This window comes from Staphylococcus sp. HMSC069D12 (assembly GCF_001810405.1).
GTDB lineage: Bacteria > Bacillota > Bacilli > Staphylococcales > Staphylococcaceae > Staphylococcus > Staphylococcus haemolyticus.
This window is the reverse complement of the sequence record NZ_KV801104.1, coordinates 17,763-29,908: the sequence shown is the minus strand read 5'-3', so window position 1 is coordinate 29,908 and position 12,146 is coordinate 17,763. Positions and strand designations below refer to the sequence as shown.

The window sequence follows — 12,146 nt, the reverse complement described above, 5'->3', positions numbered from 1 at the left end:
TTTAGTCATCAGTCCAATTTATTATAGAGCCATTAATTTGGAGTTACGACGAATTCAAAAGGAATTCCGTCCTAACTCCTTTTTTATTTAATTTAAGCTCATTCAGCCTTCAATATAGACACAAAAGTTATTCACTAGTGGGATAACTCTAAATAATATATCATCAAGCTAAAATGGCCTTTAAAATTAAAAATCAGGCTATTCTCTATACAACCTCATTTGTAATCTTCAATTTTCTTTAAAAAAGCCGCTTCAAATTGAAAAATATAACTAATTTTCCTACTAAAATTAAATATGTAAAAAGATATTGTAAAGTAAACGGTTTCACATTCCATTTTAAATGAAATTTAAACCTAAAAAAGGTATAATATATTAATGACACATAAAGAAACGGAGTGATTATTTTGGTTCAAGAAGTAGTAGTTGAAGGCGATATTACGTTAGGCCAATTTCTTAAAACGGAAGGCATTATTGAATCAGGTGGACAAGCTAAATGGTTCTTACAAGATGTTGAAGTTCTAATTAATGGCGAGCGCGAAACACGTCGTGGTAAAAAACTAGCTAACCAAGATCGAATTGATTTCCCAGATATCCCTGAAATTGATTCTGTAATCATTATTCATCAAGGTGAACAATGAAACTTAAAACACTCCAATTAGAAAATTATCGTAACTATGAAGAAGTTACGCTCGAATGTCATCCTGATGTGAATATTCTGATCGGAGAAAATGCACAAGGGAAGACGAATTTGCTTGAATCAATTTACACATTAGCTTTAGCCAAAAGTCATCGTACATCGAATGATAAGGAGCTTATACGGTTTAACTCAGAGTATGCTAAAATAGAGGGTGTACTAAATTATAGACATGGAACGATGCCACTAACGATGTTTATAACTAAAAAAGGTAAACAAGTAAAAGTGAACCACTTAGAACAAAGTCGACTAACTCAGTATGTTGGACATCTTAACGTGGTTCTTTTTGCGCCAGAAGATTTAAATATTGTTAAAGGATCCCCTCAGATACGAAGACGCTTTATTGATATGGAATTAGGTCAGATATCTGCAGTATATTTAAATGATTTGGCTCAATACCAGCGTATTCTCAAACAGAAGAATAATTACTTAAAGCAACTGCAATTGGGCCAGAAGCAAGACACTACAATGTTAGAAGTCTTAAACCAACAATTTGCACAATATGCTTTAAATGTAACGTTGAGACGAGAGCATTTCATCAAAGAATTAGAATCATTGGCTAAACCGATTCATGCAGGTATCACGAATGAGAGAGAAACGTTGTCATTAACTTATTTACCAAGTATTAAACTCAGTGATATGAGCAAAGGTGAACAGACGTTATTGGACGAAGTGATTACGCTATTGAATGACAATATTAAGCGAGAAATGGATAGAGGCGTCTGTTTATTTGGACCACATAGAGATGATTTAGGCTTTAATGTAAATGATATGGATGCACAAACATATGGATCTCAAGGGCAGCAACGTACGACTGCATTATCCATTAAATTAGCAGAAATAGAGTTAATGAATATTGAAGTTGGAGAATATCCAATCTTATTATTGGATGATGTGTTAAGCGAATTAGATGATTCTCGACAAACACATCTATTAAGCACGATTCAACATAAAGTACAAACCTTTGTAACAACAACATCTGTAGACGGCATAGATCATGAAATTATGAATAATGCTAAGCTTTATCGAATCAATCAAGGTGAAATTATAAAGTAATAGAAAGTGATGGTGAATACATTGTCAGATGTAAACAACACAGATAACTATGGTGCTGGACAGATACAGGTATTAGAAGGGTTAGAAGCCGTTCGTAAAAGACCTGGTATGTATATAGGGTCAACTTCAGAAAGAGGTTTGCACCACTTAGTATGGGAAATCGTGGATAACAGTATCGACGAGGCACTTGCTGGTTATGCAAATCAAATCGAAGTTATTATTGAAAAAGACAATTGGATTAAAGTAACTGACAATGGTCGAGGCATTCCTGTTGATATTCAAGAAAAAATGGGCCGTCCAGCAGTTGAAGTTATCTTAACTGTACTGCATGCTGGTGGTAAATTCGGCGGTGGCGGTTATAAAGTATCTGGTGGTCTACATGGTGTAGGTTCTTCAGTTGTTAACGCATTGTCTGAAGAATTAGAGGTATACGTTCATCGTAACGATACTATCTATCATCAAGCATATAAAAAAGGTGTACCTCAATTTGATCTTAAAGAAGTAGGTAGCACTGATAAAACAGGTACAGTCATTCGCTTTAAAGCAGATAGTGAGATATTCACTGAAACAACTGTTTATAACTATGAAACGCTACAAAAGCGTATTAGAGAGCTTGCATTCTTGAACAAAGGTATTTCAATCACTTTAAGAGATGAGCGTGAAGATGTAGAGCAACGCGAAGATACATATTACTATGAAGGCGGTATTAAATCTTACGTTGAACTATTAAACGAAAATAAAGAGCCTATTCATGAAGAACCTATTTATATTCATCAAACTAAAGATGATGTAGAAATAGAAATCGCTATGCAATATAACAGCGGTTATGCAACAAACTTATTATCTTATGCGAATAATATTCATACTTATGAAGGTGGTACGCATGAAGATGGTTTCAAACGTGCCTTAACGCGTATATTAAATAGCTATGGAACACAAAGTAAGATTATTAAAGACGATAAAGAAAGATTGTCTGGCGAAGATACACGTGAAGGTTTAACAGCCGTCGTATCAATTAAACACGGTGATCCTCAATTCGAAGGACAAACTAAAACGAAATTAGGTAACTCTGAAGTACGTCAAATTGTTGATAGATTGTTTGCCGAGCATTTTGAACGTTTCTTATATGAACATCCAAATGTTGCACGCATCGTTGTGGAAAAAGGAATTATGGCATCACGTGCACGTGTCGCAGCAAAGAAAGCACGTGAAGTGACACGTCGTAAATCAGCTTTAGAAATTTCAAGCTTACCAGGTAAACTTGCAGACTGTTCAAGTAAGAAACCTGAAGAAAGTGAAATCTTCCTAGTAGAGGGTGACTCTGCCGGGGGGTCTACAAAAGAAGGTCGTGACTCTAAAACACAAGCTATCTTGCCGTTAAGAGGTAAAATCTTAAACGTTGAAAAAGCACGTTTAGACCGTATTCTTAACAATAATGAAATACGTCAAATGATTACAGCCTTTGGTACTGGTATTGGTGGCGAGTTCGATATCTCTAAAGCACGTTATCATAAAATTGTAATCATGACAGATGCTGATGTGGATGGCGCGCATATTAGAACTTTATTACTAACGTTCTTCTATCGTTTCATGAGACCACTAATCGAAGCGGGATATGTGTATATTGCACAACCGCCATTGTATAAATTAGCACAAGGCAAACAAAAATATTATGTATTTAATGATCGTGAACTTGATAAATTGAAATCAGAATTAAGCCCTACACCTAAATGGCAAATATCACGTTATAAAGGTTTAGGAGAAATGAATGCGGATCAATTATGGGAAACGACTATGAATCCTGAAAACCGTATGATGTTACAAGTTAAATTAGAAGATGCGATTGAAGCGGACCAAACATTTGAAATGTTAATGGGTGATGTAGTTGAAAATCGTAGACAATTTATCGAAGACAATGCAGTATATGCGAACTTAGATTTCTAAGTTAACGTCTAGTATTGAAAATCTTAAAGACTGTACAGCATAATGGCTTGCAGTCTTGCTATTTTAAGTGAATTGATTATAGAAGGAGGATATCTTGATGGCTGACTTACCTCAATCAAGAATAAATGAACGAAATATAACCAGCGAGATGCGCGAATCATTCTTAGACTATGCAATGAGCGTTATCGTTTCACGTGCGTTACCTGATGTACGTGATGGTTTAAAACCTGTACACCGTCGTATCTTATATGGCTTAAATGAACAAGGTATGACCCCTGATAAACCATATAAAAAATCAGCACGTATCGTTGGGGATGTAATGGGTAAATATCACCCTCACGGAGACTCATCAATCTATGATGCCATGGTCAGAATGGCACAAACATTCAGTTATCGTTATCCACTTGTCGATGGTCAAGGTAACTTTGGTTCAATGGACGGCGATGGTGCCGCTGCCATGCGTTATACTGAAGCGAAGATGACTAAGATTACGTTAGAATTACTGCGTGATATTAACAAAGATACAATCGATTTTCTAGATAACTATGATGGTACTGAAAGAGAGCCGGAAGTCTTACCTTCTCGTTTCCCTAACTTATTAGTTAATGGTGCATCAGGTATCGCTGTAGGTATGGCAACAAATATTCCTCCTCACAATTTAACCGAAGTCATCAACGGTGTTTTACATTTAAGTAAGAATCCAGATGTAACGATTGCAGAGCTTATGGAAGATATTCAAGGCCCTGATTTTCCAACAGCTGGTTTAATTCTAGGGAAAAGTGGCATCCGACGTGCTTATGAAACAGGTCGAGGATCAATTCAAATGCGTGCACGTGCGGAAATTGAAGAGCGAGGTGGCGGTCGCCAACGTATCGTAGTGACTCAAATCCCGTATCAAGTTAATAAAGCGCGTATGATTGAGAAGATTGCAGAACTTGTTCGTGAAAAGAAAATTGAAGGTATTACTGATTTACGTGATGAAACAAGTTTACGTACTGGCGTTAGAGTAGTAATCGATGTTCGTAAAGATGCAAATGCCAATGTTATTTTAAACAATTTATATAAACAGACGCCATTACAAACTTCATTTGGTGTTAATATGATTGCACTTGTTAATGGACGTCCAAAATTAATCAATTTAAAACAAGCTTTAGTTGAATATTTAGAACATCAAAAGACAGTTGTACGTCGTCGTACTGAATACAACTTGAAAAAAGCGAAAGACCGAGCACATATCTTAGAAGGTTTACGTATAGCGTTAGATCATATCGATGAGATTATTACGACAATTCGTGAATCAGAAACAGATAAAGTCGCTATGGAAACATTGCAAGAGCGTTTTAAATTGTCTGAACGTCAAGCGCAAGCTATTTTAGATATGCGTTTGAGACGTTTAACTGGTTTAGAACGAGATAAAATTGAAAATGAATACAACGAATTACTCGGTTATATTTCTGAACTTGAAGAAATCTTAGCCGATGACGAAGTTTTACTTCAATTAGTTCGTGATGAGTTAACTGATATTAAAGAACGTTTTGGTGACGAACGTCGTACAGAAATTCAATTAGGTGGCTTAGATGATTTAGAAGATGAAGATTTAATTCCTGAAGAACAAATCGTCATCACATTGAGCCATAATAATTATATTAAACGTTTACCAGTTTCAACGTATCGTTCACAACACCGTGGCGGACGCGGTGTTCAAGGTATGAATACATTGGAAGAAGATTTCGTAAGTCAACTTGTAACGTTAAGTACACATGACCACGTTCTATTCTTCACGAATAAAGGCCGTGTTTATAAACTTAAAGGATACGAAGTTCCAGAATTATCTCGCCAATCTAAAGGTATTCCAGTCATTAATGCGATTGAATTAGATAATGATGAAACAATCAGTACGATGATTGCTGTTAGAAACCTTGAAGATGAAGATAGTTACTTAGTATTTGCAACTAAAAATGGTATTGTGAAACGTTCTGCTTTAAGCAATTTCTCACATATCAATAAGAACGGTAAGATTGCGATTGGATTCAAAGAAGACGATGAATTAATTGCAGTACGTCTTACAGATGGTAACCAAGATATCTTAATTGGAACATCCCATGCTTCATTAATTAGATTTGCAGAAACAAGTTTACGTCCATTAGGTCGTACTGCTGCAGGTGTAAGAGGTATCTCATTACGTGAAGATGATGTCGTTGTAGGTCTAGATGTTGCCCATGCCGATAGCGAAGATGAAGTGCTAGTCGTCACTGAAAATGGTTATGGTAAACGTACGCCAGTGAGTGAATATCGCTTATCAAATCGTGGAGGTAAAGGTATCAAGACTGCGAAGATTACTGAACGTAATGGTAATATCGTTTGTATCACAACTGTTAATGGCGAAGAAGACTTAATGATTGTTACAAATAGTGGTGTTATCATTCGTTTAGAAGTAGATGATATTTCTCAAAATGGTCGCGCAGCTCAAGGTGTTCGCTTAATGAAATTAGGCGATGATCAATTTGTATCAACAGTTGCTAAAGTTATTGATAAAACAGAAGATGAAGATGCGACTGAGGCTGCTCAAACTGAAAATGGTGAATCAAATGCAGAAAGTACAGAAAGTTCTAGTGAAGAAGTAATTGATGATGATACACCAGGTAACGCACTTCATACTGAAGCGGAAGAAGAGACTACAGTTTCATCTGATGAAGATGCAACAGATGAACGTATTGAAGTTAGACAAGACTTCATGGATCGTGTAAATGAAGACATTGAAAATGCATCTAACAATGATGAAGATGACGAAAACTAAAGAATAGAAGGTTAATCAATAATAGAAAGTTACAACAATATTGATTTCTTCAACAAATAAGACTTCCCTAATACCAGGGAAGTCTTATTTTTATAGCTTATTTAGTTTTCTAATTCTTTCATAACGTATGGAATTTCACTAATTAAACGTGAAGGTGGTACGACATACATAGATTCAGATAATTTTTCTCCAATATAACTATGTGTATAAGTTGCGCTAGTTATCGCATCTCTAAAATCATCAAATTGTCCAACAAAGCTTGTAATCATACCAGCTAACGTATCTCCCATGCCACCAGTCGCCATTGCCGGTGTACCAATGCCAAGTCTATATTCTTTGTCTTTGAAGAATATTTCAGTACCGTGTTTTTTCAGTACAACTGCAGCACCTAACTTATCTACAGCTTCTCTATTACGTTCATAAGTTTGTTCTTCAATAGGGATACCACTCAAACGTTCCCATTCCTTTTGATGTGGCGTGAAGATAACACGGCAAGTTGGGATATCAGGTTTTAATTTACTAAATATCGTTATAGCATCACCATCAACAATTAAGTTTTGATGTGGCTGAATATTTTGTAGTAAAAATGTAATTGCGTTATTACCTTTGAAATCGACACCTAAGCCTGGCCCAATTAAAATACTATCAGTGTTCTCAATCATTTTAGTTAACATTTTAGTGTCGTTAATATCGATAACCATCGCTTCTGGGCAACGAGAATGAAGTGCAGCATGATTTGTAGGATGTGTAGCTACTGTAATTAATCCACTCCCACTATAAACACATGCACGCGCAGCCAACATGATTGCTCCCCCTAAATTGGCACTCCCACCTATAAGTAAAATCTTTCCATAGTCACCTTTATGTGTCTCTTCTTTTCTTTTTGGAATATTAACTGTTGTTAATGTTTCCATGAATTAAACCCTCCCTTGAAGACGTTTCGAACGTATAATACTAAATTGTAAAAATGTGATTATTGTCAATTCTATATATAACTCAAATTTTAAGTGACGATGAGATGCGTAGCGAAAGCATCAAAAACTAACTCGCCTGTTGAGTTTTAAATTTGAATGTTTGTTTATGACCTTTTTAAATACAATAGAAAATATTATACCTGTGAATGACTTTCGTCAACACTATTATGAAGATTATTTTGTAATGAATGATGGGAAGTGATTATGTTGGTTAATAGAGGGTGTTTACGACTAGCATGAATATAATATTATTTACAATTTACTTGCTAATTATAAAGGAGTTTGCTATATTAAAAATAACTTAATAAGTTATTGTTCGTGGGACAAGTAACATAATTAATTAATTTCAGAGAGCTTGTGTTGAGTGTGAACAAGTAATTGATTGTTATGCGAATCTACCTACAATTGTGAACAACCGGTAATAACCGTTATTTTAAGGAAAGTGCAATTTGATACATATGTAGTGTTAAATTGTTAAATAGGGTGGCAACGCGTAGACCACGTCCCTTGTAAAGGGGATGTGGTCTTTTTTTATTGAAAATACGCATGTTATCCGAAATTAAATTTTTCAAAAATTGGGAAGGATGAGTATTACATGTTAGACATTAGACTATTCAGAGAACAAGCAAACACAGTTAAGAGCAAAATTGAACTACGTGGAGATGATCCTAAAGTAGTTGACGAAGTATTAGAATTAGATAATGAACGTCGTCAATTAATCGGTAAAACTGAAGAAATGAAAGCACGTCGTAACAAAGTAAGTGAAGAAATCGCTGAAAAGAAACGTAACAAAGAAAATGCAGACGACGTTATCAAAGAAATGCGTGAACTTGGTGACGAAATCAAAGAAAACGACGCTAAACTTAACGAAGTGGATAATAAAGTTAGAGATATCTTAATTCGTATCCCTAACCTAATTGCTGAAGATGTACCACAAGGGGATTCTGATGAAGAAAACGTTGAAGTTAAAAAATGGGGTACACCTCGTGAATTTGACTTTGAACCAAAAGCACACTGGGACTTAGTAGAAGAATTAAAAATGGCAGACTTTGAACGTGCTGCAAAAATTTCAGGTGCGCGTTTCGTATACTTAACTAAAGATGGTGCATTATTAGAACGTGCATTAATGAACTACATGCTTACTAAACATACAACGCAACACGGTTATACTGAAATGATGACACCTCAATTAGTTAATGCAGATACAATGTTTGGTACTGGTCAATTACCTAAATTTGAAGAAGATTTATTCAAAGTTGAAAAAGAAGGTTTATACACAATTCCAACTGCAGAAGTTCCATTAACAAACTTCTATAGAGATGAAATCATCCAACCAGGCGTATTACCAGAAAAATTCACTGCTCAAACAGCTTGTTTCCGTAGTGAAGCAGGATCAGCTGGTAGAGATACAAGAGGTTTAATCCGTTTACACCAATTCGACAAAGTTGAAATGGTTCGTATCGAAAAACCTGAAGATTCTTGGGACGCTTTAGAAGATATGACACAAAATGCTGAAGCAATTCTTGAAGAATTAGGTTTACCATATCGTCGTGTTATCTTATGTACTGGCGACATCGGTTTCAGTGCTAGTAAAACATACGACTTAGAAGTATGGTTACCAAGTTATGACAACTATAAAGAAATTAGTTCTTGCTCAAACTGTACTGATTTCCAAGCGCGTCGTGCTAACATCCGCTTTAAACGTGATGCCGCTTCTAAACCAGAATTAGCACATACTTTAAATGGTAGTGGACTTGCTGTAGGTCGTACATTTGCAGCTATCGTTGAAAACTATCAAAATGCAGATGGTTCAATAACAATTCCAGAAGCATTAGTACCATTCATGGGTGGTAAAACTGAAATCCGTCCAGTAAACGACTAATTCATTAGTTAGTAAGAAGTACAGATTAAAATAAATATGTTAAGGCTATATCGCAAATTCGTAGTAGCTTACTAAACTGAGAAAATGCTCTTACCGAGCTTTTCTCAGTTTTTTTCGTCCTTACATATGAGATTCTAATATATTAAATTTAGTCCATCTCCTCTTAGTATATTTCTAATAATTAATTGCATAAAATTCCACTTTTTCTTAATAAAGGGATGAAGTGAAAAGGCTAATTTAGACTACTTTTTAAGAGATAAATAAACCGTTGTCTACAAAAATAGACACATTTAAAATCCTTTCAAATCAACACTTCTAAGTAGTCGTTCAGTCTAACGTCACACAACCCTGCGTCTAATGTTGTTGCCACTCTAGCATCCGTATATTAGACTGAAAATATTAGTATATTACTTTATAAAATTAATAAGAATAAAGGAGGTTACAAAGATGCCATCACATGTGACATTTAAACAGGGCGTTAAAGAATGTATACCTACTTTATTAGGCTACGTTGGAATTGGACTATCATTTGGAATAGTGGCGGCTTCACAACACTTTAGTATCATCGAAATACTATTATTATGTTTGCTTGTGTATGCTGGTGCAGCACAATTTATTATATGTGCGCTTGTGGCTACTGGAACACCGATTTCTGCCATTGTCCTTACAACATTGATTGTCAATTCACGTTTCTTCCTACTTTCAATGACGTTAGCACCTAATTATAAAGATTATGGTATTTGGAATCGACTAGGCTTATCTTCAATTTTGACAGATGAAACCTTTGGCGTTGCAATCACGCCTCATTTAAAAGGGGAGAAGATAAACGATCGTTGGTTACATGGATTGAATCTAACTGCATATTCATTTTGGGCACTAGCAAGTATTGTTGGTGCGTTACTCGGTAAATACATATCTAATCCAGATATGTTAGGTCTCGATTTTGCGATTACCGCGATGTTTATCTTTTTAACAATGGCACAATTTGAATCAATCACTTCATCTAAACTTAAAATTTACATAGTACTTATCGTATTTGTCATCGTGATGATGCTCAGTTTAAGCTGGTTCATGCCGTCATACGTCGCAATTTTAATTGCATCTATGTTAGCAGCAACATTAGGGGTGGTGATGGATAAATGACAACATCTTGGCACATGTTTATATTAATCGTGTTGTGTGGACTTGTAACTTTAATTATTCGAGTAGTCCCATTCTTAATGATTTCACGTATTCAACTTTCAGAAACGGTAATTAAATGGTTATCGTTTATACCAATTACATTATTTACAGCACTTATCTTAGATGGCATTATCGAGCAACAAGAGGGCGTAGCAGGATATACACTCAATATCCCATTTGTTTTAGTAACAATTCCGACTGTTTTTGTTGCACTTTTTACACGAAGTCTTACGACAACAATATTAGTGGGTATTGTTCTTATAGCAGGTTTACGTTTCTTCTTTTAGAAAAGGCAGAACCCAACAACTAACAATTGAAATTGGTTATACAATTAGATAAAATAAAAGTCTAGAACGTAAATGGTACATTGATACTATTTTATAAATACGCAGTAAATGAATAGAGTTAAAAAACTTATTAAGAGAAGTGGAGGGACACGGCCCTGAGAAACTTCAGCAACCGGCGATGCATACGCACGGTGCTACTACCAACGAGATACTCGAATGATAAGTAATGGAGACAAATCGCCTCATACTTTAATAATAGAGTATAGGCGATTTTTTATTTAAAAGGAGGTAACCGCATGACCAATTACACAGTAGAAACATTAAATTTAGGAACCTTTACAACTGAATCAGGTGAAATGATTGATAATTTACAATTGCGTTATGAGCATGTAGGCTATGCTGGTCAACCGCTTGTTGTAGTGTGTCACGCACTTACTGGTAATCATCTAACATATGGCACAGATGACGAGCCTGGTTGGTGGCGTGAAATTATAGACGGTGGTTATATGCCGATTTATGATTATCAATTTCTAACGTTTAATGTTATTGGTAGTCCCTTTGGTTCAAGTTCTCCTTTAACTAATCCAAATTTTCCAAAGCATTTAACTTTGAGAGATATTGTAAAAGCTATTGAATTGGGCATACGCGCACTTGGCTTCGACAAGATTAATATTTTAATTGGTGGTAGTCTAGGTGGCATGCAAGTCATGGAGCTTCTATATAATCAACAATTTGAAGTGGATAAGGCGGTTATTCTAGCAGCAACTGATAAGACGTCGTCATATAGTCGTGCTTTCAATGAAATTGCACGAGAAGCGATTCATCTTGGTGGCAAAGAAGGTCTTAGTATTGCACGACAATTAGGCTTTCTAACGTATCGTTCATCTAAAAGTTATGACCAACGCTTTTCACCAGATGAAGTGGTGAGTTATCAACGACATCAAGGTAATAAATTTAAAGAAACGTATGATTTGTCATGTTATTTAACAATGCTAAATGTTTTAGATAGCCATAATGTTGATCGCGGACGTACGAATGTAGATGATGTTTATCAATCTCTAGATACTAAGGTCTTAACAATGGGATTTACGGATGATTTATTATATCCAGATGATCAAGTGAGGGCAGTAGGGGAGCGATTTAAATATCATCGTCATTTCTTTGTTCCAGACAATGTAGGTCATGATGGCTTTTTATTAAATTTTAATGATTGGGCACCTAACTTGTATCATTTTCTTAAAGTAACGAAATTTAAGCGAAAATAGACGAAGCGGGTAGGTCGCTATGGAAGTAAAAACACATTGTTACAGTCTTATGCTATACCTCAATC

General features: G+C 35.4%; 9 protein-coding genes and 1 riboswitch. Of the genes, 8 read left to right on the top strand and 1 reads right to left on the bottom strand.

Features of this window, described 5'->3' with window-relative positions:
• Positions 1-395: 395 nt before the first annotated feature.
• The 4 genes from yaaA to gyrA all read left to right on the top strand — a co-directional run bounded on the left by yaaA (position 396) and on the right by gyrA (position 6,491).
• Positions 396-638 (top strand): S4 domain-containing protein YaaA, encoded by a 243-nt coding sequence (gene yaaA, locus HMPREF2737_RS04760; protein WP_172458781.1) that lies wholly within the window; start codon positions 396-398, stop codon positions 636-638.
• Positions 635-1,750 carry a DNA replication/repair protein RecF gene (gene recF / locus HMPREF2737_RS04755; RefSeq protein ID WP_037552520.1) on the top strand — a complete coding sequence of 372 codons (1,116 nt, stop codon included), beginning with the start codon at positions 635-637 and terminating at the stop codon, positions 1,748-1,750. Before yaaA ends, recF begins: the two co-directional genes overlap by 4 nt.
• A 9-nt stretch (positions 1,751-1,759) precedes the next feature.
• Complete coding sequence (gene gyrB / locus HMPREF2737_RS04750) at positions 1,760-3,694, top strand: DNA topoisomerase (ATP-hydrolyzing) subunit B (RefSeq protein ID WP_037552518.1); 1,935 nt, start codon at positions 1,760-1,762, stop codon at positions 3,692-3,694.
• A gap of 97 nt (positions 3,695-3,791) precedes the next feature.
• Complete coding sequence (gyrA, locus tag HMPREF2737_RS04745; protein WP_037552516.1) at positions 3,792-6,491, top strand: DNA gyrase subunit A; 2,700 nt, start codon at positions 3,792-3,794, stop codon at positions 6,489-6,491.
• A 101-nt stretch (positions 6,492-6,592) separates the two neighbouring features.
• Here the strand turns inward: gyrA and HMPREF2737_RS04740 are convergent, their stop codons facing one another.
• Entirely contained in the window at positions 6,593-7,405 is an 813-nt protein-coding gene (locus HMPREF2737_RS04740) for an NAD(P)H-hydrate dehydratase (protein WP_037552514.1), read from the bottom strand.
• 655 nt (positions 7,406-8,060) lie between these two features.
• On the opposite strand from HMPREF2737_RS04740, the gene serS reads away from it, so the two are divergent.
• From serS to HMPREF2737_RS04720, 4 genes are all read left to right on the top strand, one after another.
• Positions 8,061-9,347, top strand: coding sequence for a serine--tRNA ligase (serS, locus tag HMPREF2737_RS04735; RefSeq protein ID WP_037552512.1), 1,287 nt, complete (start codon positions 8,061-8,063; stop codon positions 9,345-9,347).
• Between the two features lie 447 nt (positions 9,348-9,794).
• Positions 9,795-10,490 (top strand): AzlC family ABC transporter permease, encoded by a 696-nt coding sequence (locus tag HMPREF2737_RS04730; protein WP_011274367.1) that lies wholly within the window; start codon positions 9,795-9,797, stop codon positions 10,488-10,490.
• Positions 10,487-10,816, top strand: a complete 330-nt coding sequence (locus HMPREF2737_RS04725) for an AzlD domain-containing protein (protein WP_011274368.1) — start codon at positions 10,487-10,489, stop codon at positions 10,814-10,816. Before HMPREF2737_RS04730 ends, HMPREF2737_RS04725 begins: the two co-directional genes overlap by 4 nt.
• A gap of 124 nt (positions 10,817-10,940) precedes the next feature.
• Positions 10,941-11,042: riboswitch (SAM riboswitch) on the top strand.
• A gap of 70 nt (positions 11,043-11,112) precedes the next feature.
• On the top strand, positions 11,113-12,081 hold the full coding sequence (locus HMPREF2737_RS04720) for a homoserine O-acetyltransferase MetX (RefSeq protein WP_037552509.1): 969 nt from the start codon (positions 11,113-11,115) through the stop codon (positions 12,079-12,081).
• Positions 12,082-12,146: the final 65 nt, after the last annotated feature.

What these genes read in the sequence shown, in the direction of transcription:
- HMPREF2737_RS04725 (WP_011274368.1), top strand. Translation starts at nt 10,487, where the DNA reads ATGACAACATCTTGGCACATGTTTATATTAATCGTGTTGTGTGGACTT.
- HMPREF2737_RS04720 (WP_037552509.1), top strand. Translation starts at nt 11,113, where the DNA reads ATGACCAATTACACAGTAGAAACATTAAATTTAGGAACCTTTACAACT.
- recF (WP_037552520.1), top strand. Translation starts at nt 635, where the DNA reads ATGAAACTTAAAACACTCCAATTAGAAAATTATCGTAACTATGAAGAA.
- serS (WP_037552512.1), top strand. Translation starts at nt 8,061, where the DNA reads ATGTTAGACATTAGACTATTCAGAGAACAAGCAAACACAGTTAAGAGC.
- HMPREF2737_RS04740 (WP_037552514.1), bottom strand. Translation starts at nt 7,405, where the DNA reads ATGGAAACATTAACAACAGTTAATATTCCAAAAAGAAAAGAAGAGACA.
- gyrA (WP_037552516.1), top strand. Translation starts at nt 3,792, where the DNA reads ATGGCTGACTTACCTCAATCAAGAATAAATGAACGAAATATAACCAGC.
- gyrB (WP_037552518.1), top strand. Translation starts at nt 1,760, where the DNA reads ATGGTGAATACATTGTCAGATGTAAACAACACAGATAACTATGGTGCT.
- HMPREF2737_RS04730 (WP_011274367.1), top strand. Translation starts at nt 9,795, where the DNA reads ATGCCATCACATGTGACATTTAAACAGGGCGTTAAAGAATGTATACCT.